The 23,391-nt window shown below is 66.8% G+C and carries 19 protein-coding genes; 13 read left to right on the plus strand and 6 right to left on the minus strand.

Translation table 11 applies throughout. From position 1 onward, the window contains the following. The first annotated feature begins 37 nt into the window (after nt 1-37). From GEV26_RS00785 to GEV26_RS00805, 5 genes are all read left to right on the plus strand, one after another. The gene (locus GEV26_RS00785) at nt 38-1,576 is read left to right on the plus strand and encodes a sugar transferase (protein WP_194839919.1); all 1,539 of its coding nucleotides are present in this window, start codon (nt 38-40) and stop codon (nt 1,574-1,576) included. Next, nucleotides 1,577-2,788: a DUF1972 domain-containing protein gene (locus GEV26_RS00790; protein ID WP_153651304.1), complete on the plus strand. Its 1,212-nt coding sequence runs from the start codon at nt 1,577-1,579 to the stop codon at nt 2,786-2,788. A 172-nt stretch (nt 2,789-2,960) separates the two neighbouring features. Then, nucleotides 2,961-4,061, plus strand: coding sequence for a glycosyltransferase (locus GEV26_RS00795; protein ID WP_153651305.1), 1,101 nt, complete (start codon nt 2,961-2,963; stop codon nt 4,059-4,061). Continuing rightward, nucleotides 4,034-4,918: a glycosyltransferase family 2 protein gene (locus GEV26_RS00800; protein ID WP_153651306.1), complete on the plus strand. Its 885-nt coding sequence runs from the start codon at nt 4,034-4,036 to the stop codon at nt 4,916-4,918. The genes GEV26_RS00795 and GEV26_RS00800 overlap by 28 nt, the downstream gene beginning before the upstream one ends. Before the next feature lie 425 nt (nt 4,919-5,343). Beyond that, entirely contained in the window at nt 5,344-5,883 is a 540-nt protein-coding gene (locus GEV26_RS00805; protein ID WP_153651307.1) for a glycosyltransferase, read from the plus strand. 13 nt (nt 5,884-5,896) lie between these two features. Here the strand turns inward: GEV26_RS00805 and GEV26_RS00810 are convergent, their stop codons facing one another. From GEV26_RS00810 to GEV26_RS00820, 3 genes are all read right to left on the minus strand, one after another. Next, nucleotides 5,897-6,721: a glycosyltransferase gene (locus GEV26_RS00810; RefSeq protein WP_194839920.1), complete on the minus strand. Its 825-nt coding sequence runs from the start codon at nt 6,719-6,721 to the stop codon at nt 5,897-5,899. 159 nt (nt 6,722-6,880) lie between these two features. Then, on the minus strand, nt 6,881-7,963 hold the full coding sequence (locus GEV26_RS18205) for a glycosyltransferase (protein ID WP_153651309.1): 1,083 nt from the start codon (nt 7,961-7,963) through the stop codon (nt 6,881-6,883). Nucleotides 7,964-8,334: 371 nt separating this feature from the next. Beyond that, a complete protein-coding gene (locus GEV26_RS00820; protein WP_153651310.1) occupies nt 8,335-9,693 on the minus strand; it encodes a CDP-glycerol glycerophosphotransferase family protein in 1,359 nt (452 codons plus the stop codon). Between the two features lie 167 nt (nt 9,694-9,860). Here GEV26_RS00820 and GEV26_RS00825 point away from each other — a divergent pair, with 167 nt between their 5' ends. The 3 genes from GEV26_RS00825 (at nt 9,861) to GEV26_RS00835 (ending at nt 12,906) form a co-directional block, all read left to right on the plus strand. Further along, the gene (locus GEV26_RS00825) at nt 9,861-11,333 is read left to right on the plus strand and encodes an MFS transporter (RefSeq protein WP_208430997.1); all 1,473 of its coding nucleotides are present in this window, start codon (nt 9,861-9,863) and stop codon (nt 11,331-11,333) included. Nucleotides 11,334-11,409: 76 nt separating this feature from the next. Next, complete coding sequence (locus GEV26_RS00830) at nt 11,410-11,844, plus strand: hypothetical protein (RefSeq protein ID WP_153651311.1); 435 nt, start codon at nt 11,410-11,412, stop codon at nt 11,842-11,844. Nucleotides 11,845-11,886: 42 nt separating this feature from the next. Beyond that, entirely contained in the window at nt 11,887-12,906 is a 1,020-nt protein-coding gene (locus tag GEV26_RS00835) for an LLM class flavin-dependent oxidoreductase (protein WP_153651312.1), read from the plus strand. A gap of 627 nt (nt 12,907-13,533) precedes the next feature. On the opposite strand, the gene GEV26_RS00840 is transcribed toward GEV26_RS00835, so the two are convergent. The 3 genes from GEV26_RS00840 to GEV26_RS00850 all read right to left on the minus strand — a co-directional run bounded on the left by GEV26_RS00840 (nt 13,534) and on the right by GEV26_RS00850 (nt 15,966). Continuing rightward, nucleotides 13,534-13,827: a GIY-YIG nuclease family protein gene (locus tag GEV26_RS00840; RefSeq protein ID WP_153651313.1), complete on the minus strand. Its 294-nt coding sequence runs from the start codon at nt 13,825-13,827 to the stop codon at nt 13,534-13,536. 229 nt (nt 13,828-14,056) lie between these two features. Next, nucleotides 14,057-15,259 carry an MFS transporter gene (locus GEV26_RS00845; RefSeq protein ID WP_208430998.1) on the minus strand — a complete coding sequence of 401 codons (1,203 nt, stop codon included), beginning with the start codon at nt 15,257-15,259 and terminating at the stop codon, nt 14,057-14,059. Next, complete coding sequence (locus GEV26_RS00850; protein ID WP_153651314.1) at nt 15,256-15,966, minus strand: GntR family transcriptional regulator; 711 nt, start codon at nt 15,964-15,966, stop codon at nt 15,256-15,258. Before GEV26_RS00850 ends, GEV26_RS00845 begins: the two co-directional genes overlap by 4 nt. A gap of 230 nt (nt 15,967-16,196) precedes the next feature. Between GEV26_RS00850 and GEV26_RS00855 the strand changes: the two genes are divergently transcribed. From GEV26_RS00855 to GEV26_RS00875, 5 genes are read left to right on the plus strand one after another with little or no spacing between them, the layout of a single operon-like run. Beyond that, nucleotides 16,197-17,516, plus strand: coding sequence for an MmgE/PrpD family protein (locus GEV26_RS00855; protein WP_153651315.1), 1,320 nt, complete (start codon nt 16,197-16,199; stop codon nt 17,514-17,516). A 22-nt stretch (nt 17,517-17,538) separates the two neighbouring features. Continuing rightward, a complete protein-coding gene (locus GEV26_RS00860; RefSeq protein ID WP_153651316.1) occupies nt 17,539-18,690 on the plus strand; it encodes an acyl-CoA dehydrogenase family protein in 1,152 nt (383 codons plus the stop codon). 11 nt (nt 18,691-18,701) lie between these two features. Beyond that, the gene (locus GEV26_RS00865; protein ID WP_194839922.1) at nt 18,702-20,069 is read left to right on the plus strand and encodes an MmgE/PrpD family protein; all 1,368 of its coding nucleotides are present in this window, start codon (nt 18,702-18,704) and stop codon (nt 20,067-20,069) included. 7 nt (nt 20,070-20,076) lie between these two features. Continuing rightward, complete coding sequence (locus GEV26_RS00870) at nt 20,077-22,215, plus strand: acetate--CoA ligase family protein (protein ID WP_153651318.1); 2,139 nt, start codon at nt 20,077-20,079, stop codon at nt 22,213-22,215. Nucleotides 22,216-22,217: 2 nt separating this feature from the next. Further along, nucleotides 22,218-23,390, plus strand: coding sequence for an ABC transporter ATP-binding protein (locus tag GEV26_RS00875; protein ID WP_153651319.1), 1,173 nt, complete (start codon nt 22,218-22,220; stop codon nt 23,388-23,390). Nucleotide 23,391: the final 1 nt, after the last annotated feature.

Genomic DNA, 23,391 nt, shown 5'->3' on the forward strand with positions numbered 1-23,391 from the left:
CTAAATGCGAGGTGTCCAACGGGGGGGGCAGAGGTGCGTGACGGATACGATTTCCAGTGAAGACGGAAGGCACCTGGCCAGTGGCAGGCAGCGGGGTCGATCCAATCCTGACGATGCGGACTGGAGCGATGCCCCGGCGCGAGGCGCTTGGCGCGATCTCTACGCCCGTGGCCTTTCCCTGACTGACGCCCTCGCGTTGGGTGCCGCGGTCGTCATCGCGGAATTCGCACGTTTTGGGACGGATGTGTCTGCAACAACTCCCGGCCCCCTTCGTCTGAGCTACGCCACCCTCGGCGTGATCATCGCGGCTGTCTGGTGGTTGATGCTCACGCTCGGGAAGACGCGGGACGCCCGAATTCTCGGAGAGGGCGCTGCGGAATACCGCTTGGTGATTCGAACTACGGTTCTTCTGTTCGGATGGGTGGCAATAGCCTCCGTGATGCTGAAGTTCGACATGTCGCGGGGCTATCTGGGTGTTGCCTTCCCTGTGGGCCTAGGACTACTGCTGGTCAGTCGAAAGCTGTGGCGCGTCTGGCTCCATTACGGGCGGGCAAAGGGACGGAATATGTCTCGAGTCTTGGTGATCGGCGGGATTGAGTCGGCGATGCATACGGCTCGCATGCTGCAGCAAGCTCCGACTTCGGGCATGGCTGTCAGCGGTGTGTGGATCCCTGATCGACAAGTCCGGAGCAATGAGTGGCTGGAGATCCCAGGAGGACTGATCCCCGTTCTAGGGACCCATCAAACTATCCGCGACGCGCTTTCCTTCACTGGAGCTGACGCGGTGATCGTTACAGACACTGAACACCTCGGTCCAGCTGGCCTTCGATCCCTTGCGTGGGACCTCGAGGCTGCGGATGTCGAGGTCGATCTCCTAGTCTCACCGAATGTCGTGGACGTCTCTGGGCCGCGAATTCACTTGCGTGCAGTGGCGAATATGCCATTTATCCAACTCGAGGAGCCGCAGTATGCCGGAGCGGCGAAACTGGGGAAAATCGTTTTCGACAAGACGGTCTCCCTGATTGCACTCTTCGTTCTTTCACCACTTCTGCTCTGCGTGGCAGTGTCAGTGAAGGTCACCAGCCCCGGCCCTGTCATATATCGGTCAACCCGGGTCGGCGTGGGCGGAGAGCCGTTCGAGATGTTGAAATTCCGGACCATGATCAGCGACGCGGATTTACACGTCACATCTCTTGCGGCGCTCAACGACGGTTCGGGCCCCCTATTCAAGATGCGCAATGATCCGCGCGTCACCAGCGTGGGGCACCATCTGCGGCGCTTCTCGATCGATGAACTCCCGCAATTGTTCAATGTGTTGAAGGGTGAGATGAGTTTGGTCGGCCCGCGTCCTCCACTCCCGGCGGAGGTCGCGGAGTACGAGGGACACGCAAGTAAACGTCTACTGGTCCGGCAAGGAATTACTGGCCTGTGGCAGGTCAGCGGGAGGTCTGACCTGACGTGGGACGAAACAGTTCGGCTAGATCTGGACTACGTCGAGAACTGGTCGATGCTTCGAGACCTTCAAATCATTTGGAGGACACTCCGTGCTGTGGTCAAATCCGAGGGAGCTTACTGAATGCTGAAGCAGACTGGGGGATCCCGCCCCAAGCGGGTGGCCATCATCGGCACCCGGGGTTATCCCAGCTATTACGGGGGTTTTGAGACTGCCGTTCGCAAGTTGGCTCCACACCTTGCAGACCATGGCTGGGACGTGACTGTCTATGGCCGTAAAGGGCAGTTGAAGACGGACGATCCAACCTTGGATGGGCGCATCCGGTCCGTGGAGACCGCAGGCATCGACTCGAACTCGCTGAGCACCCTGACCTTCGGCCTGAGTGCCTGTCTCCACGCGTTTCTGAGGAAGCCGGACGTCGTGTTGGTGATGAACGTTGCTAACGGCTACTGGCTGCCACTCCTCAAGATGCGGCGCATCCCCGTAGTAGTGAACGTGGACGGCATCGAGTGGCACCGCGCCAAGTGGGGCAGAGTGGCCAAGGCCATGTTCCTCTGGGGGGCGCGGCTCACTGCCAAGTTCGCGGATCACCTGGTGTTTGATGCCCGAGCTATTGGTGAGTTCTGGAGGAAAGAGTTCGGACGAACAGGCACCTTTATTCCATACGGGGGCGAGACAGTGGGCGAGCTTCCCGTTGAGGCAGGATTGTCCAAGCATAAGTATGCGCTGATGGTTGCGAGATTCGTGCCCGAGAATACGATTTCGGAGTTCGTTTTGGCGGCCGAGAAGATCTCAAGGACGCACGATGTCGTGCTGGTCGGCTCGGCCCCGGAAGGGCATCCGATCCGCGAAGAGGTGGCTTCGCTTGCTGAGCGCAACTCGCGAGTTTATTGGATGGGTCATATCAGCGATGACAGGCGTCTCCTCGCGCTCTGGCAACACGCTGGGGCCTACTTCCACGGGCACAGCGTTGGAGGTACGAATCCCGCTCTTGTACAGGCTATGACTGTCGGATCTCCCGTCGTGGCGCGGGACACCGTTTACAACCGCGAAGTGTTGGCGGATGCTGGCATGTTCTGTGAGCCGACGCCAGAGGCGATTGCTCGCAGTGTTATCAGCATGATTGAGGACTCGGGGGATTACAGGGAGCGTTCGATAGCGAGAGCGGCCGAGCAATACTCCTGGTCCGGGGTTTGCGTGGCCTACGAGTCACTCCTTCGGTCGGTTCTTCCAACATCGGAAACCAAGACGGAACCTTCGGCGGGAGCCAAGAATCTCTTTTCGGCGTCGGCGGACTCGTCTGGTTACGGTTCAGTTGAATCAGACTTGAGATGAGTCTTCTAGGTTCGATTCGACGGAGGCGGTCGCGATGGGCCGGAGCCACGGAGAGTGTCACCCGCGGAGCGACATGGGTATGGTGTGAGGCACCCATCTCCGCCGCACACTAACCCGCTATCAGCTCAATCAGTCCGGTGGTCTGGCGGTGGTACTTTTGGAAGCGAGACCCGTGTCAGCTGCATCATCTATTCGTGTCCTCCCCGAACTGCGATCAATCCAGGTTGAAAGGGCCGAGGTCCTCACTCCGGCGCTTCACCTGTACTTCGCGGAAAACTACGACCTTTCTAGGACGTCAGTGCCTAAGAGCTTCCGTCGGGTGGGACTGATAGGTGCCGTGGCAGTTCTCGCTAGGAGTAGGGCCGTCACTCTCGAACTCCCCGAGCCATTGTGGTTGAGGGAGTTTCCGAGAACAGCGACGATGGCTCTCGTGTGGCGACTTCGCGGGTTATTGTCGGCCTCCCGGAGGGAGGTGGTTATGTACGCAATCGAGAATAACGATCTGGAAACGCTCGTTGGTAAGCGTTCTCGGGTAGCGCACGTCCTCGTCGTGACTGCCCTACGCATTTTCATCAGCCATTTTGTCGATCGAATCGCCTTCGGCTCTCCCTCAGCGGCGTCAGCCTATTCCGCCCTCATCAGCGGTGACGTGGACGGCGACGGCGGGGTTGTCGAAAGCACCAAGTACGCGCAGTTTACAGAGCTGCCAGCGCCGCGAAACAGCATCGACCTAGATACCTCATCCACCGATGCGATATTCGTAGGGGAGCTTTCGGTCCGCAAAGGCATGGAACATCTTATGGCCGCATGGGAGCTGGTCGAGAGGCAGAGCCCGGGGGCCCGTCTTCGTGTCGTGGGCACAGGTCCCCTGACCGAAAAGGTTGTGGCTTGGTGCTCCGCCTCGCCTCAGACGCGGCATTACATGGGCTTCGTGGAGCATGGGGCCCTGGACGCCCACATCGAACAGTGCGCGGTGCTCGTGGCCCCTTCGCGGCGGGCAGGGCGTTGGCGGGAGCAAATCGGGCTTCCCATCGTGGAGGGCCTCGCGTCCGGCCTCACCATTGTTACAAGCAGAGACACGGGCCTCGCGGCGTGGCTCGAAGCGCAGGGTCATCAGGTCATTCGGTCTGATTACCAGGTTGTGGAGCTTGCTGGCGCACTGCTGGAGGCATTGGGCTCACCCATTCCTAAGAAGACAGTGATTGGGTCGCTACCGCTGGAACCTCAGCGCATTAGAGCGGACCGATGGCTGCACGAATCAGGGGCATCATGAAGGGCCTACAGGAAGTCCAGACCGTCGTCGTACATCACAACAGCATTGAGACTCTTCGTCGCTGTCTGGCATCGCTGTTAGCCCAAGGGCTGCCGGCCGACCGAATTCACGTGGTCGATAACAGTGAGATGTTGGGTGACGTGAGCGAGGTGGCCTCCAGTGCGCATTCAGCCATTCGCGTGAGCTCGATCGCGAACAGGGGCTATGCCGCCGCCATTAATTACGGCGTCATCTCGATACCGAGCGACTCCGAGGCCTCGCTATTGCTTGTCGTAACCCACGAGGTCACCTTTTCCGAAGGCGCCGTGGAGAATATGGTCCGCGAGCTGCACAGTGATCCGAGTCTGAAAGCCGTCGGCCCAGCACTTCGCAACGCCAGCACCGGCGCTTCATGGTCCGAGGGTGGTTTCCTGACGAGGGTGCTAAGCCTTCCGCGACACCAGGACGGCCGCACCCGCGGCCGTGGGGCAACGTTGTGGCTCGACGGCGCGGCGGTTCTTTACCGGCTGGAGGAGCTGCAGAGGCATCCCATGAGAGAGGACTATTTCCTCTACATGGAAGAGGTCGACTACCACCTGCAGATCAATCGCAGGGGCGGGTCGGTCAAGGTCGTGCAAGATGCCCAGGCGGAGCAGTCGTCCCACGGCACACCGGCTTACTTTCTCGCACGCAATGTGCAACTTTTTCAAGCGTCGTGGGGAACCCTCGGTCTTAGGTCAGTCGCGGTTCTGTGGGAATGTTCCAAGTGCTTCGTCCGGGGACTCCGGGCCGGCGCTCCACTCGCTACTCTGCGTCAACTAGCGGCCGGATACGGCGCGGGACGGAAGGTCTTGGCTGAGAGAAGGACCGGCTTGTGAACGTCGTAGTAATCAATCCGGTCAGTGTTGCGCTTGCTCACTACAACTTGGAACTACGCGCCACGCTCGAAAGATCTGGCGCCTCCGTCGAGATTCGGGCACAAGCCGAGCCGAGCGCATCCTCGACCAGTAGGGTTCGGTGGTTGATGCGACACTATCGGTCTATCATCGCCGCGGCACGCTTATTGCGCCCCAGTGATTCACTGGTCGTTGCTTGGCCTGCATTGGGACACGTCGACTCAGCCTTGGTGGCCTTGGTTACGCGGGGCCGGGGGGTGACAATCATCCACGACCCTGTCCCGTTAGTTCGTGCATTCGGGCATGGCCGAGCACTAGTGGCGATCGTCCGACGTATACCTGGCGTTCGACTCATCGCTCACAGCCAAGTGGCCAAGTCCGCGCTGGTCTCTCAGGGGTTTCGCCACGTGACGCTGCTGAACCACCCACTTCTCACGGAGCGTGAACAAGTAGCGCCGCGCAACAATGCCGGGCGCCCTTCTGTGCTGGTCTTCGGGCAGTTCAAGCCCGATCGCGACATAGACCTCATGGCCCAACTTTCCGAGTCCATGGGTAGCGGCGTCGATTTCCGAGTCAGTGGCCGTGGGTGGCCGGACATCGCTGGATGGGACATGGACCGGCGATTCGTGCCCGAACTCGAAATCGATCCATTGATCCGGTCTGCCTCGGCGGTCCTGATTCCGTACCGGCGGTTCTTTCAGAGCGGAGTGGCGATACGTTGCCTTGAGCAAGGCACGCCAGTCGTCGGCCCCGCCGAAAGCAGTCTTGCTGAGGTTCTCCTAGACGATCGTCTGCTTGGAAAAGACGAGGACGTATCGAGTTGGGTGTGCGCGATTCGCGCCGCCATTGATACCAATCGAGAGGACTGGGCCAAGGTGCGCCGCCGTTACCTCGAAGGCACGGACGCACAATGGACCGAATGGGTCGACGGGTTTAAGAAGCGCTGACAAGCTTCGACCGCTAGCGCGCTGCTTCCAACTGACTCAGAGCTTCGCCAACCCTGACGACGTATGCTTCAAGGCTGTACTCCCTGGCCCAGTGCTCTCGTACTTCCGTCTCCCGCCCTCGCCATGCCAGGCCAGTCTCTACCAGTTGGTCGAGTAGGTCAGCATGTTCGTCCAGCGTCGCAACAAACGTGCCGTCAACGTAGCCATCCATTCCGCCAGATCGCGTAGTAATGACCGGCGCACCTGTCTCCAGCGCTCCGACCGCGACCATGTGGCCCGCTGCGCGCGATCCGTCGACGAGAGGTAGGAACACCACGTCGGCTTGCGACATCTGCGCGCCGAACTCGCTGTTGGTTAGGCGACCAGTGCGGGTGATGGTGGAACTTCCGTTTGACCACGAAGCGGGCTGTTCGTCCAGAGTGATCGTCAGATGGACTTCGAACTGGCTGGACTGCACACGAGCAATCAGATCCTCGAGAACCTGATGGTCGCGGTCTGAGGAGCCACCAACAAATATACGTACAGCCGAGTTAACTTTGGGCACCCGCGGTGGGTACTGCAAGGTGTTCCCATATCGGACAGCTATCGCTCGCCCACCGGCCTCCCGCCACGATCGCGCCTCGCTCTCGACCATTGTGACCACGGAAGACGAGCCCAGAAGGCGCCGCAAGACGCGGTGATTTCTCGACCCCGCCTCGGCGTAGATGCCCGTGACGCTCACATGACGCCAGCCGAGCAAGCGTAGCGAGACCCCGACCCATGGATTGGCCGCCAGCACCGGTCCCCGGACCCCGCTGAAAGCAGTTTTCAAAGCGATGAGAAGAGAGTCAATTCCCATGCCCAAGATCCTCGACCGAAGTCGTCGACCTGAAGGGGCAGCATGGTCGAGGTGAATGACCCTGGTCGCCACCCCCGAGTTCATCCAAGCCGCGTCGCCTGCGCGCGACCCCGCGCCAAGGGCGACCAGGACATGTCCTCGGCTCATGAGCAAGTCCTTTCAGTAGGCGCGATGCAGCCACGAGTCTGCGACGAGCCGTCCGTGCCGGGTCGGCAGTGAGTCCAGCACCGAGGACGGCTCAATCGGGTAGGTTAGCGCGTCTACCAACGCTCTAGACAGGTCGGTCTCAAGCGCGTCCGACGCGATGATGCTGTGTCCGTGTTGATGAAGCCAATCGGCCAGTCCTGTCTCAGAGGTCGTCACTATGGTTCGTCCCATTGATAGTCCCTCTTCGATCGGTAGACCAACTTGTTCGCGCCACCTCCTCGCGCGAACTGAGGGAGCCACAACGACCGCAGCTTGCCCTACGACCGAGAGGATCCGGTCATGTGGCAATTGGCCCAGGTATCGGCGTGACCCTGGTCTCGCGGTAACCCACTTCTCGACGCTTTCGCGCAACGGCCCAGCGCCCACCACCACCAGCGAAGCAGAAGGCAGCCGCTGCTCTACCTCACTCCAGGCGCTCATGAGCTCTGGCAGGCCCTTACGCGCGTCAAGATGTCCTACGAAGATCGCGGTGTTTGGATCGGCTTCCGCCTCATCGGCGCCCAATGAAGGCGTCGGTAGGCCGAGGATCATTGAGTGTTCGATACGTCTGAAGAACGGGAGCGTCGCGTACGAGTCAGCGGCGGCTGGTGTCCCGAGTGCAACTCTCTCGAAGAACATGCGCATGAACGCGCCTAGAGCAAAACGCACAAAGACATCCAGCGGCCAGGGAATCGAGCGACCAAACAGAGCCTCACCAGGAGAATTGTTTTCGATTGCGTACGTACGTGCCTTGCGATTCCGCAGGCGGAGCAATCCCCCTAAGCGCCACGCAACAACCAACGTCACGTTTTGCGGGAGGAATCTCGCCCAGAGCGGCTCCGGAACCTCTAGTACTGAAGCGTCGGAGGACAGGAGCCTCCATGCCGCGCGGCGAAGCGACATGCGCTCAAAACCAGGGGGTATCGACGTCTCGAAGAGGTCGTAATTAGTGTCAAAGAACCAGTGCATCGCTGGACTCATGAGGAGTCCTTGCTCCACTTGGACAGCACGCAGTTCCGGAAGAACTCGAATCGCGGTTTCCTGTAAGGAACGCATTGTGGTCTCTCAATGAGGTTGCTGGTCGGGCAGCGCTGACCCAGATGGAAAAGCGGGAGGATCCGGCTATGAATGTAAACACAGGTTGCATTGGAGTGCCGCCCGAACCTTCGTATTGGAAACGTCACGGAAGTCACCTTCGCGCGGGCATCGTTGTCACCTCAATGAGTGGTCGCAGGACCTAAGATCCAGCCTGCCGTCCCCCGCGACACCAATTGGCAAAACGCTCCAGGTCCGCCGACACTGGCCGACATCAAAACAGGGGCGAAACGCCGAGGCCGGTTACTGCGACGTCCAGGCGTGGGTCCATGGCGGGACGGCGGCAGGCGTATCCCGACGTGACGAATGAAGGGGTGGCGTCTGAGCTGCGGCTAGCGGCCGAGCTCCTCGAGCAGGGCGATGAACCGGGCTGCGGGCTCGGCCCGGTCGGGGCCGCCGAGGTAGTAGTCGGCGCGCTCGGCCCGGACCGCCGCGAGCGGGTCCTTGCCGAGGGCCGCGTCGAGGGCCTTGTCGAGCTGCGCCAGGTCGCGGTCGATGACGTACGCGGCCTGGGCCGTGGGGTGGGTCGCGCGGAACTCGTCGGGATCGGCGTACTGCGCGGCGTACATCACGAGCGGCTTGGTGCTCGCCATGAAGTCCACGACGATGCCCGAGACGTCCGAGACCATCGCGTCGACGTCGTTGAAGGCGTCGATGAGCGGTCGCTCCATCGCCTCGGCGCCCCACTGGTGCGGGCGCCCGGTGCGCTCGTGATCGGCCTCGAGCAGCTCGTTGACGCGCACGATCATCGCCTCGGCCTCGACGTGGTTCTGTCCGGCGAAGTGGCGGCGGAAGTGCACCGTGCAGCCGCGGTCGAGCAGCGCCTGCACGATCTGGTCGGCGACGGCCAGCGACGAGACGTTGAGCGAGTCGTCGGCGTGGCGCCACGTGGGGGCGTAGAGGACGACCGGGGGGCGGGAGCGGCGCTTGCGGCCGGGGAGGATGCCCTCGGTCTGGGGGCGACCGATCACGCGGATCTTGTCGGCGGGGATCGCGAGGCCCGCGGCGGCGAAGCGGTCGATCGCGGCCTGGCCGGCCACCGCCACGAGGTCGTACTGCAGCACCCGATCGGACGCGCTGAGCGGCTTGTCGCTGTCGCCGTGCCCGAGGAAGACGTGCGTCGCGGCCGAGCCGGCGATGAAGTCGGCGTTCGAGGCGGCGCCGTGGGGATAGAACGCGCCCGTCACCGAGGCCGGGATCGTGCCCTGGACGATCGGCGTGCCGGGATACATCGCGGCGAGCTCACGGAACAGGGCGGGCGTGCGCGCGACGATGACCCACGGGATGCCGGTCCGCTCGATCCAGGGCGACCACATGCCGATGTGCACGCCGACCTTGCCGGCGTACGGCACCGCGAGGCGCGGTGCGAATGCGTCCACGGCCTCCTGCGACTCGCGGCACCCCGAGGCGTACCGGCCGGCGATCGCGGCCATGAGGCCGAGGACCGCCGCGGCCAGCAGGGCGGCAGCGACCTGGAACGCCGGGGCGAACAGGATGCAGGCGACCGTGATCGCCGTCAGGACGGCGGCCGCGATGGCCCACGCGCGGAAGCGCAGCGGGGGAGCGGGGCTGAGCCAGGTCGGCTGGCCCGGGACGTGCGCGGCCAGCGGGGGCCGGGCGGTGAGGCTGCGGCGGACGAGCAGCCCGGTCGAGAGGGCGGCGAGGAGCACCACGACGGCCACGAGGATCACGGGTACGACTCTAGGTCGTGGCGCGCGGGGCCCGTCACCGGCCACGGGCGGAGACCGGCTCCGTTTGGGTGAGTCCCGTCACGAAAGTGACGACCGGGCGCGCGCGGACCGTATGCTCTCTCGGCAAGGTGATTGCCTTGTGCAACTACCTTGTCGAAAGGGTCCTCGTGGCCAACCCGCAGAACCGCTCCCACTACCAGCTGACCTTCGCCGTGCTCGCGGTGTCGGTCGCGAGCTTCGCGCTGCTGCAGTCGCTCGTCACGCCGGTGCTGTCCGAGATCCAGGTCGATCTCAACACCGACCAGACGACCGTGACCTGGGTCCTGACGGCGTACCTGCTGTCGGCCTCGGTGTTCACGCCCATCATCGGGCGCATCGGCGACAAGGTGGGCAAGGAGAAGCTGCTCGTCGTGGCGCTCGTCGGCCTCGCTATCGGCTCGATCATCGCCGCGCTCGCCACGAGCATCGGGCCCATGATCGTGGCCCGCATCATCCAGGGCGTCGGCGGCGGCGTGCTGCCGCTCGCGTTCGGCATCATCCGCGACGAGTTCCCCGAGAAGAAGATCCCCGGCGCGGTGGGCATCATCGCCTCGCTCGCGGCCGTAGGCGCCGGCGTCGGCCTCGTCCTTGCCGGACCCATCGTCGAGGCGCTCAACTACCACTGGCTGTTCTGGATCCCCGGCATCGTCACGGCGGTCGCCGCGGTCGCCGCATTCTTCGTCGTCCCCGCGTCCCCCGTGCGTACGCCCGGCAAGATCAGCGTCCTGCCCGCCGTGCTGCTGTCCGCGTGGCTCGTGTGCCTGCTGCTCGCGCTGAGCCAGGGCCGCAGCTGGGGCTGGACCTCCGGCCGCGTGCTGGGCCTGATCGTCGCGGCCGTCGTCCTGGCCGTCGCGTGGGTCATGGTCGAGGAGCGCTCGGAGTCGCCGCTGATCGACATGACGATGATGCGCCTGCCGGCGGTGTGGACGACCAACCTCGTCGCGCTGCTCGTGGGCTTCGCGATGTACGCCTCGTTCGGCTTCCTGCCGCAATTCACCCAGACGCCGACCGAGGCCGGCTACGGCTTCGGCGCCTCGATCACCGAGTCCGGCCTGATCCTGCTGCCCTCGTCCGTCACGATGTTCGTCGTCGGCCTGCTGTCTGGGACGTTCGTGCGGCTCATCGGCCCCAAGACGGTCGTCGTGATCGGCAGCCTCATCGCCGCCAGCTCGATGGCGATCCTGGCGTTCGCGCACGACGAGAAGTGGGAGCTGTACGTCGCCAACGCCATCATGGGCGTGGGTGTCGGGCTGATCTTCGCGTGCCTGTCCAACCTCATCGTCGCGGCCGTCCCGCCGGAGCAGACCGGTGTCGCGAGTGGCATGAACGCCAACATCCGGACGATCGGCGGCTCGGTCGGCGCGGCGGTCATGGCCAGCATCGTCACCGCCTCGGTGTTCCCCAACGGGCTGCCGAAGGAGTCCGGCTACACCAACGGATTCATCATGCTGACGATCGCGTTCGTCGTCGCGGCGCTCGTCGCGCTGCTGATCCCGCGGGTCAAGCGCGAGGTCATCGAGGAGCACCTCGTCGGTGAGCCCGAGCACCCCGAGCTCGGCATGGTGGCCGCCGGCACGCTGGTCGGCGACAAGAGCGAGTAGCGGGTCATCCGGTCCCCGGTGTGGCGCCGGGGACCGGTGACGTGCGGACCGGGCCGGGACGTGATTGGTTGTCGTCATGCGCACCCGCTCCCAGGTCCTGGCCCCCGCCGTGCTCGTGCTCGCCGGAGCTCTCACCGCGTGCGGAGGCAGCGACGCGAAGGACTCGAAGGCGTCCCCGGAGCCGACCCGAGCCACGACGACGGCGACGCCGGACGTCAAGGACGGGGTGGGCGCGGATGCCGACCCGGCGCTGGTCAAGCTGGTCTGCGCGCCCGACAAGGACGGCGTCTGGTCCGCGCGGATGACGCTGGTCAACAGCACCGACGAACGGGCCGGATACCTGGCGCGGGTCGCCGTGCTCACGACCGCGACCTCCGACGTGCTGGGCCGGCAGACCTTGAGGGTCGAGCTCGGGCCCGGCGAGCGGGCCGTCGTCCCGTTCGACCGTCTTGCGGAGGGCGGCAAGGAAGGCCGCTCGTGCGAGCCCCGCGTCGTGCGGATGGACGACTGACCTCTGCGGAACATCGGGACCGCCGATGTGGTTGACGCCTGCATGAAGAACGTCGGCTTCCTTTCCTTCGGCCACTACCAGGCGGTGCCCGGGTCCCAGACCCGTACGGCGTCGGACGTGATGCTCCAGTCGATCGACCTCGCGGTCGCGGCCGAGGAGCTCGGCCTCGACGGGGCGTACTTCCGGGTGCACCACTTCGCCCGGCAGCTCGCCTCGCCGTTCCCGCTGCTCGCGGCCGTCGGCGCCCGGACCAGCCGGATCGAGATCGGCACCGGTGTGATCGACATGCGCTACGAGAACCCGCTCTACATGGCCGAGGACGCCGCCGCGGCCGACCTCATCAGCGAGGGCAGGCTGCAGCTCGGCATCAGCCGGGGATCACCCGAGACCGCGCTGCGCGGCTACGAGGCGTTCGGCCACGTGCCGGCCGAGGGCACGTCGGACGCCGACATGGCCCGGGCCCACGCCGAGCTGTTCAGGGCGGCGATCGCCGGCGCCGGGCTCGTCGAGTCCGATCCGCGCATGACCGGACGTTCGGTGACGCTGCCGGTCATGCCGCAGGCACCCGGCCTAGCCGACCGCATCTGGTGGGGCTCCGGCACCCGCGCAACCGCCGAGTGGACCGCCCAGCAGGGGATGAACCTGATGAGCTCGACCCTCCTGACCGAGGACACCGGCGTGCCCTTCGACCAGCTGCAGCTCGAGCAGATCGAGCTGTTCCGCTCTGCCTGGGCTGCTGCCGGCTGGGAGCGCGAGCCGCGTGTCTCGGTCAGCCGCAGCGTCATCCCGGTGCTGGACGCACAGGACCGCGCGTGGTTCGGCGAGCGTTCCGGCGAGGACCAGGTCGGTCACCTCGACGGCGGCCTCGCCCGCTTCGGCAAGTCGTACGTCGGCGAGCCCGACGTGCTGGCGGAGGAGCTGGCTGCCGACGTCGCCGTGCAGGCCGCGGACTCGTTGCTGCTGACCGTGCCCAACCAGCTCGGCGTCGACTACAACGCCCGCCTGCTCTCAGCCCTGGCCGACTACGTCCTGCCCGCCATCGGCTGGAAGCCCCGCACCTAGCCGCCCTTTCGCCAAGGAGGCCGCCTGCGGCCGACTGTGAGCGAAGCGAGGCGAATTACTTGGACCGGGTCCGCCTCGCTGCGCTCACGGTCGCTTCGCTCCCTGGCGGACGGTGGGTGTTCGCCAAGGAGGCCGCTTGCGGCCGACTGTGAGCGAAGCGAGGCGAACTACTTGGGTTTCGTCCGCCTCGCTGCGCTCACGGTCGCTTCGCTCCCTGGCGGCCGTGGGTGTTCGCCAAGGAGGCCGTTTGCGGCCGACTGTGAGCGAAGCGAGGCGAACCCCTTGGGTTGCGTCCGCCTCGCTGCCGAGCGAGTCGTTCGCCAAGGAGGCCGTTTGCGGCCGACTGTGAGCGAAGCGAGGCGAATTACTTGGGTTTGGTCCGCCTCGCTGCGCTCACGGTCGCTTCGCTCCCTGGCGGACGGTGGTGTTCGCCAGGGAGGCCGTTTGCGGCCGAGTGTGAGCGAAGCGAGGCGAACTACTTGGGCCCGGTCCGCCTCGCTGCGCTCCCGGTCGCTTCGCTCCCTGGCGACGTGAGGGCGCGGAGGCGAACCGCGTGGGTTCGTCCGCCTCGCTGCGCTCACGGTCGCTTCGCTCCCTGGCGAACGGGAGGGCGCGGAGGCGAACCGCTCAGCCGCCGGACCCGCCGAAGAGCTGCGAGTCGTCCTCGACCCTCACCCCGGGCCCGTCGCTGACGAGCATGCGTTTCTTGCCGTGTGTCCAGCCCTGGATCTTCTTCTCGCGCCAGAACGCCATCGCGATCTGCTCGTGCTCCTCGTAGTAGACGAGCTTCACGGGTAGTCGCCGTTTGGTGTATTCGGCGCCTTCACCAGAGCGGTGCTGGTTGAGACGGGTCAGCAGGTCGTACGTGCTGCCGGTGTAGTAGGTCTTGTCCGCGCAGAGCAGGAGGTACGTGTAGGGCATGCGGCATCGTGCTGCGGCGTGGTTTGTGGGGGCAATTGGGTTTCCACAGGTGGAGGTTCGCCTCGCTTCGCTCACGGTCGGCCGCGGGCGGCCTCCCTGGCGAACGGTGGGGGTTGGTGGGTTCGCCTCGCTTCGCTCCCTGGCGAACGGTGGGGGTTGGGGTTCGCCTCGCTTCGCTCACGGTCGGCCGCAAGCGGCCTCCCTGGCGAACGGTGGGGTGGGGGAGAGGTCAGTCGGGCATGCGTCGGGTGGCGCTCAGGGACAGGAGTCCGGAGGACGCGAGCAGGCCGGCGGTCAGGTAGAAGATGACGCCGACACCCGTGGCTCCCGCGACGGCTCCGGCCCCGAGGGGGACCGCGAACTGGGCGATCCGGTTGCCGGCCAGGCGCAGGGACAGCGCCGTGGCCCTGTTGTCCCGGTGCGACACGGTCGTCACCCACACCATCGTCAACGGTTGTCCGATGCCCCAGAAGAATCCGATGACGAGCATCGCCGCGCTCAACGCCACCACATTCGTGGTCAGAGGGATGAGCGCGACGGGTATGGCCGAGACGAGCGTCGCCGAGACGATGAGCCAGCGGCGACCGACGTGGACCAGGAGCGCAGGGAGTGCGATCCGCGACAGCACCGACGCCAGGGCGCGCATCGTCAGCAGGAAGGTGACCATGCCGACGCTCAGGCCCAGGTGCTCGCCGAGCACCGGGACGTAGGCGGTCAGGAGATCCAGACCGGACAGCACCGTCATCGACGAGTACATCGCCGGCTTCATGCCCGGCTGACGAAGGATGGTCAGGCTCGACTGCTGGGTCCCGACCTGCTCCCGGCGAGACCGTACCGCGCGAGACGCGGGTGAGAACGCGTAGGCGAGCGGGACGGCGGCCGTGGCGACCGCCGCCATCACGATCAGCGAGAACGTCGTCTTCAGCGTGCCGTCACCGCCTGCGCCGCTGTTCGACAGCGTTGCCACGATGCCCGCCAGCGGGAAGCCGAGGAACTGTCCCGCGGAGACGCCGAGGGTCAGCTGGCCGAAGCGCTTGTCCATCAGCTCTGGGGGTGACCAGAGCGGGATCAGGCTCTGGCACGCGATCGTGTGAAGGATCTGGCCGAAACCGAGCAATGCGCTCGCCCCCGCCAGGACGCCGAGGTTGGTGCTCGTGGCAGCGAGGACGACTGCGCCCACCGTCAGGACGAGTCCGCCCCGGAGGACCCGCATGCCGTGACCGCGATCGACGGCGCGACCGATGGGCAGCGCGACGAGGAGCGGCAGCACCGCGAACGAGGCCGTGACGATGCCCACGGACAACGCGTCCCCGCCCAGCGCGAGTGCCCGGTAGGAGATGAGCGTGCGCACGCCGTTCAGAACCGCGTGGGACGCGATCGAGATCAGGACCAGGGAGGTGAACCAGGAAGGGCGGCGGAGCGGTGACCTCACGGGGCCTGGGGTGATCCGTCGCCGGCAGCGTCGCTGACGGGACCCGCCGGGCGGAGCGCGGCATGCGTGGCACGCAGGTCGCACGCGTGCATGATGTGCTCGTGCATCGCGCGGCTCGCCCGCTCGGCGTCACCGTCCTCGATCGCGCTCAGGATCGCCTCGTGGTCGTGACGCAGCTCGGTGGTGAAACCGCTGACGCTCCACAACGTGACGGACGGCGTGAACCGGCTCCACAACATCTCGATGCACTCGATCATGACCGGCGACGTCGCCTGGTAGATCGCGAAGTGGAGCGCCTTGTTGAGTCGTGAGAGCTCGGCGGAGGAGGCAGCGGAATCGGTGGCCGCCAAGAGCTCCTCGTTGGCGACGCGGATTCCGGCCAGCACCTCGGGCGTCATCCGTTCCATCGCGACGGTGACTGCGAGCGACTCCATCTCGGCCCGCATGCGGTAGAGGTCGGTGGCCATCTGGGGCGTGTAGTCGCGCACCGTGGCGCCGCGGTGGGTGTGGTAATCGATCATGCCGTCGGCCTCGAGGACGCGCAGCGCCTCGCGAACGGGTGTGGCGCTCACGCCGTAGCGGCGGGCGAGCTCGACCTGGCGCAGCTGGTCGCCGGGATTGATGAGCCCGTTCCTCAGGTCGGCGCGAAGGCGTTCCAGGACGTACGCGGTGCGGCTACCTGGGATCGCGACGTCGTCGCTGGCCATGGCGCTCCTTCAGGGAGATTTTGATCGTCGAGGGGATCGGAGGCTCGGGTGCGAGCCGGCGTCGTGCCCACGGATGACTGTGCCGGATGGAGCAGCAGTCTGCCACAGAAGCGTACAGAAAAGAATCTATAGAATATGTAGACAAGCGCAGAGATCGTTTCTAGAGTGATGCCGGACACGCGGCCGTGACAACGGTCACTCCCTCTGGACATTGACGATCGGAGCACCAATTGAGTCAGCTTGACTCTCTCGACGCGACTGAGCGTGAGCGCTGGGGCGTCCTGGTCGCCGACGCCTGGGGCCTGATGGCCGCGGGTGCCGAGGCGCCCGGACTGCGCGCGATGCTCGCAGCGTCCGCTGAGCTGGGGGACGGCGACATCGTCGTTCCCTACACCCCCCGCACGTGGTCGCCCCAGGGCGCTGCCGCTGCGGCATCTGCCCTGATCCATGCGTGGGACTTCGACGACACCCACGACACCGCCGTCGTCCACACCGCAGCGATCGCCGTGCCCGCGGCTCTGGCTGCCGCCCAGCGCCGCAACGCCTCGGGGCGCAGCTTCGCGGACGGGATCGTTGTCGGCGTGCAGGCGCTCTCGCGCCTCGGCGGCCTCGTCGGCCCGCGAGCCGGTGTCATCCGCACGGCCGGGCTCGGTGCCCCCGCCGCTGCGGCGGCCGCCGCAGCGACCTGGGGGCTGGATCGGGCCGGCATCGAGAACGCGATGTCCCTGGCCGTCGGTGTCTCACTCGCGCCCGGCTCACGTCAGGCCGTCGTCGACAGCTCGCTGGCCAAGCGGGTCCAGCCCGGTCTTGCCGTACAGGCCGGACTCTATGCCGCGGCGCTCGCCCTGAACGGCGTCGAAGGACCCCGGGGTTGGCTCACCGGCGACCACGGACTGCTCCCGGGTGCAGACGTCACCGTCGCGGACGTGCTCGACGGCCCCTTCGCCGGCGCCGAGCTCGCGATCAAGCCCTATCCCGCGTGCCGCTACGGCCACGCCGCGATCGCCGCCGCTGAGCAGCTGTACCGGGCGCACGGCGCCCAGACGGACGACAAGCTCGTCGTCCGTCTGCCCGAAGGTGCGTCCTACGCGATGGTGGCCCGCCCGTACGCCGATCGCGGAGAGCCGATCATCGACGCACAGTTCTCGGTGCCGTGGCAGGTGGCCTCCATCTGGACCTCCGGCCGCTACGACGTCGCGACCCTCGCCGGCCCGGACGTCGTCGACCCGGTCATCGCCTCGGCCGCTCGTGCCGTCGAGGTTCGCCAGGACCTGCCGGCCAGCACCGTGATGAGCGGCGCCACGGTCGAGCTGCACCGCGCGGGCGTCGTCCACGTCGCCGAGTCCCCGATGCCGGGCGGCCCCGAAGCGCCCCTCGACCGTTCCGCGGTCGACGCCAAGATCCGCTCCTGCCTCACGGTGGCGGGCCTCGACCCGGATGCCGAGTCCCGCCGCATCTGGGAGCTCGTCGACGGCGTCGCCGACCTCAGCCCTGCGGACCTGCGCCGCACCCTCACCGAATTTGCCCCCGCACGCCAGACCGTGGCGTGACACGACGTACCGAAGGATCATGATGGATTTCACCCTGACCCCCGATCAGACCGCCCTCGTCGACTCCGTCACGAAGCTCGCCGAGAAGGAGTTCGCCCCGCAGGCGTTCAAGCGCACCGAGTTCGCGTGGGACAGCCTGAAGGTGCTGGCCGACAACGACCTGACCGGCCTGACCCTGTCCCCTGAGATGGGTGGCCAGGGCGCGTCGCTGCTGGACGCGGTGCTCGTCATGATGGCGATCACCAAGGTGTGCCCCCACAGTGCAGACGCGCTGCAGGCCAGCAACTTCGGCGCGATCCGCCAGGTCGCCAAGTTCGGCTCCGACCGGGTCAAGGAGGAGGTGCTGCCCAAGCTGCTCGCGGGTGAGGCCATCGTCACCGCCGGCATGAGCGAGCCCGAGGCCGGCAGCGCGCTGACCGAGCTGCGCACCACCGCCCGCTACGACGGCGACGAGGTCGTCCTCAACGGTCAGAAGATCTACAACTCCCACGGGCCCGACGCCTCCTACTCCGTCGTGTGGTGCCGCTTCGGCCCCACCACCAAGGACATCGGAGCCGTCCTCGTCCCGTTCGACGCCCCCGGGTTCTCCCGCGGCAAGCGCGAGCTGCACATGTCGGGGGAGTCGCACTGCCAGCTGTACTTCGACGAGTGCCGCGTGCCCAAGGAGTACGTGCTCGCCGACTCCGGTGCCATCCGGTCGATGATGTCGACCTTCGGTGTCGAGCGGATGGGCAACGCCTCACGGGCGATCGCCCTTGCCGAGACCGCGTACGACCGCGCCGTCGAGCACGCCAAGACGCGCACGCAGTTCGGCAAGAACCTGTGCGAGTTCCAGGGCCTGCAGTGGAAGTTCGCCGACATGCGGGTCCAGCTCGACGCCGCCAAGCTGCTGCTGTTCCGCGCGGTGTCCGACGCCGAGTCCGGATCGCCGGATCCCACGTACGCGTCCATCGCCAAGCTGCACGCCAACGAGACCGCGTTCAAGGTGGCCAACGAGGCGCTGCAGATCTTCGGCGCCAGCGGCTACTCCCAGGAGTTCCCGATGGAGTACATCGTCCGCCGCACCCGCGGATGGATGATCGCCGGCGGCTCGATGGAGATCCTGCGCAACACGATCGCGCAGTCGGTCTTCGGCCGTCGTTTCGACCAGCGTGCAGGAGCTGTGGCCAAGTGAGTGACGTCCAGATGAACCTGACAGCGCAGCTCGCCGACTGGGCCGCGGCGCAGGCTGACCGCCCCCTCGACGCCGCCGCGCGCCACCACGTGCGCCGGCTCTGGGTCGACTACCTCGCGGCCGTCATTCCCGGGTCCTCGGCACCGACGTCGCGCCAGGTCGCGGCCCACGCCGCGATCCAGTACCCCGGCGACCAGGCCGAGGCCGTCGGCACCGGACGCCTGTCGGCGCTCGGCGCCGCGTTGGTCAACGGCACGAGCGCCCACTGCCTCGAGGTCGATGACGGATACACCCCCGGCAGCGTCCACCCCAGCACGGTCATCTTCCCGGCCGTCCTGGCCGCCGCTCAGGCCGCCGGCAGCGACGACGAGATCACCGAGCGCGCCCTCGCGGTGGGCCTGGAGGTCGTGTGCCGCCTCGCCGCAGCCGGACACCCGGCCACGTGGCGCAACCACTTCCACAACACCCCGGTCACCGGTGTCCTCGGCTCGGCCGTCGCCGTCGCGGTGCTGCACCGTCTCGACGCCGAGCAGATCGAGCACGCGCTCGGCATCGCGGCCTCGCACGCCGGCGGACTGTTCGCCTTCCTCGGCCAGGCGGCCGAGGTCAAGCGCCTGCACCCGGGCAAGGCCGCACGGGACGGCATCGCGAGCGCCGAGCTCGCCGCCGCCGGTGTGACCGGTCCGCGCGGTGTCCTTGAGGCCCCGCACGGTTACATCGACGCGTTCGCGCGCGGCGACTTCGACAACGAGACGCTGGTCGGCGACCTCGGCGAGAAGTGGGCGTTCCTCGACACCTACGTCAAGCCGTACCCCTGCTGCCGCCACCTGCACGGACCGATCGACGCCGTCCGGGCGCTCAAGGCCGAGCACCAGGTCAAGGCCGGCGATGTCGAGTCCGTGACCGTCCGCACGTACACGGTCGCCTCGCACCACGCCGCCCGCACCGTCGACGAGTTCCTCGATGCGCAGATGAGCATCCCGTTCGCGGTCACCGTCGCGCTGGCCTTCGACGAGGTCGGGCTCACCGAGTTCGGCGACGACGTCCGGCACGACGCCACGATCCGCGCCCTCGTGGACCGGGTCTCGGTCGTCGCGGACGCCGACATCGACGCGGTCTACCCCCGACTGCGCCCCGCGATCGTCGAGATCACCCTGCGCGACGGATCGGTCCTCACCCACCGGGTCGACACCCCGTACGGCGAGCCGTCCAACCCCGTCAGCGACGAGGACATGACCGGCAAGCTCGTCCGTCTCGCCGGCCCGATCATCGGCTCCGACCGCGCGGCGGCCCTGGCCGAGCAGACCTGGACCGCCCCGACCCACCGGACGACGCTCGACGTCGCCCTGTCGACCTCTGAAACCCCCGGAAGCGAGTGACGACTCCATGACCACCGTTCTGTCCCAGACGGCCAGGCCCACAGTCGGCAGCGCCATGCTGCACCCGCGGTCCGTCGCGATCATCGGGGCCTCCGACGACATCACCAAGACGACGGCCCGACCGCTCGCCTTCCTTCGCAAGGCCGGCTTCAACGGCCGGGTCTACCCCGTCAACCCCCGACGCGAGACCGTGCTCGGCGAGAGGGCGTGGCCGAGCATCGCGAGCCTGCCCGAGACGCCGGACCACGTGTTCGTCGTCGCCGACACCCGCTTCGTCGTGGACGCCGTTGCGGAGTGCGGCGCGCGGGGAGTTCCGGTCGTCACGATCCTCTCGGGTGGTTTCGCCGAGGCCGGCGAGGAGGGCGCGGTCCGCCAGGCCGAGCTGCTCAAGGTCGCCCGTGAACACGGGGTCCGGCTCATCGGTCCCAACAGCATCGGCGTCGTCAACCCCGGTGCGGGCCTGATGCTGACCGCGAACGCCGCGTTCGCCGAGGAGGCCATCCCCGTCGGCCGCACGTTCGTGGCGTCGCAGTCCGGCAGCGTCATCGGTGCCCTCATGACCCGTGCCAAGGCCGTGGGCATCGGGTTCGCCGGGCTCGTGTCCACCGGCTCGGAGATCGACCTCACGCTGGGCGAGATCTGCGCCGCGACCGTCGACGATCCCGAGGTGGATGCGTACTGCCTGTTCCTCGAGTCGCTCGACAACGCCGCGTCGCTGGCAGCGTTCGCCGAGCTCGCCCACGAGCGCGGCAAGCCCGTGACGGTCTACAAGCTGGGCCGCTCGGACGCCGCCGCCGAGCTCTCCGTGTCACACACCGGCGCTCTGGCCGGTGAGGACAGCGAGGCGTCGGCCTTCTTCGAGGCTTGCGGATTCGTGCGCGTCGAGAACTTCGAGTCGCTCATCGAGGCCGGAGCCGTGCAGCGTCGCCTCATGGGCACGATCCGGGACGCCGACGCCCCGCGGGTCGGTGTCATCACCTCGACCGGAGGTGGCGCCGCCTTGGCGGTCGACGAGCTGGAGATGCGTGGCATCGCCCTCACCCGTCCGTCGGCAGAGACCTTCGCGCGCATCAACGAGGCGGGCATCGCCGTCTCGGAGAGTCTCATCATCGACCTGACCCTCGCGGGCACACGGCACGACAAGGTGCTGAACGTCCTCGGGATCCTGGAGGACAGCGAGGAGTTCGACCTCCTGGTCTTCGTCATCGGCTCCTCGGCGCGGCTCAACCCCGAGCTCGCGGCGAGCGCGATCGAGGAGTTCGCGGACCGTCGGCTGCCGGTCGTCGCGTGGGCCCTGCCCGATGCGCTCGAGACGCTGCAGCGGCTGCACCGTGCCGGCGTCCCCGCGTTCCGCACCGTCGAGTCCTGCGCCGAGGCGGTTGCTGCGACGCTACGCTCGCGGGCGCCTCGGGGCGAGGCGCTCGCGGGCGTGAAGACGCCTGCCGCCGGTGGCACCCGGGTCCTCGACGAGCAGCAGTCCGCCGAGGTGCTGAAGCAGGTGGGCGCCCGATTCCCCCAGAGCCTCGTGCTCGGCCCGGGGGAGCCCGTTCCCGCCGACCTGGCGTACCCGGTGGTCGTCAAGGTCCTCTCGGACGCCATCGCGCACAAGTCCGACGTCGGCGGTGTCGAGGTCGGGATCCGTGACGCCGACGGCCTCGAGCAGGCCCGCCGACGCATCCTGGACTCGGTCGCCCGGCACCGTCCTGACGTCCTTGCCGACACCGTCCTGGTGCAGGAGATGGTCGTCGACCCCGTGCAGGAGATGCTCGTCGGATATCGCGTCAGCGACACGGTCGGACCGCTCGTCGTGCTGGCCGCCGGCGGCGTCACCGTCGAGCTGTACGGCGACAGCGCCGTCCAGATGGCGCCTGTCGACCGGGACACCGCTGCCGGGATGATCGAGCGGGTGAAGGCCACGGCGCTTTCGCGCGGATACCGTTCGGCGCCCACGGGCGATCTGGACGCGCTCGCTGATCTCGTCGTCGCCGTCTCCCGCCTGGCGATCGAACGCCCCGACGTCGTCGAGGCCGAGATCAATCCCGTCGCGGTCCTCCGCGACACCGAGGGCATCATCGCCCTCGACGCGCTGGTCACCGTTCTCGCCGACCAGGGCGAAGACTCCACCACCACCACGGATGAGAGCTGATCATGGACGTCACCATTTCGAATCTTTCGCTGTCGTACGGCGACTTCAGGGCGGTCAAGAATCTCTCTCTCGACATCGCCGACGGTGAGTCGATCGTCATGCTCGGGCAGTCCGGATGTGGCAAGACCAGCACGATGCGCTGCATCGCCGGCCTCGAGGACCCGTCCGGCGGCAGCATCAGCATCGGGGGGCGGACCGTCTTCGACGCTGAGTCCCGCACCCGCGTGCCGGCCAACAAGCGCAACGTCGGCCTGGTGTTCCAGTCCTACGCGGTGTGGCCGCACCTCACGGTGCTCGAGAACGTCGCATTCCCCCTGAAGCAGCAGAAGCTCGGCAAGGACGAGATCCGCCGCAAGGCACTGGAGACTCTGCGCATCGTGGGGCTCGAGGCCGTGGCGGAGAACGGCGCCAGCGCCCTGTCGGGCGGCCAGATGCAGCGCGTCGCCCTGGCCCGCAGCCTCGCGATGGAGCCGGCCGTCATGCTCCTGGACGAGCCGCTGTCGAACCTGGACGCTCGCCTGCGCGACGACCTGCGGGTCGAGCTCCGTCGCCTCCAGATCGAGCTGGGTCTCACGTCGGTCTACGTCACGCACGACCAGGGCGAGGCCCTGGCCCTGGCCGATCGCATCGCGGTCATGCAGCACGGGCGCATCACCCAGCTCGCATCTCCGACTGAGATCTACGAACGCCCGGCGTCCGCCACGATCGCGGCGTTCCTCGGCGTGCTCAACATCTTCCCGGTGGGCCGTCCCAAGGGTCACCACGTTGACTCCGTCGACCACGACATGCAGTTCGTCACCGAGACGGCCGTCGACCACGACGTCCTGTCGAGCGTCAGCATCCGCCCCGAGCATGTGCGGGTGTCGACCGAGCGTGACGACCACGGCGTCAGCGGTGGGGTCAACACCTGGGAAGGTCGCGTCGAGGTCACCGTGTTCCAGGGCGCGACCACGCGGTGCGCGGTGCGCCTGGACGCGGGGCCGGTCCTCGAGACCACGGTGCCCGGCTCGGCCATCAACGTCTTCCACCCCGGCGACCGCGTCTTCGTGCACGTCGATGCGCGCGACGTGAAGGTGCTGCCGAACGAGGTCCCGGAGCTCGCGTCCGGGTTCCCGACCAAGTGGACCGATTCCGCGCCCCTCGCGGCGAGCGGCGCCGCCCAGGGCGGTGAATGAG

It is taken from the genome of Aeromicrobium yanjiei (assembly GCF_009649075.1).
Lineage (GTDB): Bacteria > Actinomycetota > Actinomycetes > Propionibacteriales > Nocardioidaceae > Aeromicrobium > Aeromicrobium yanjiei.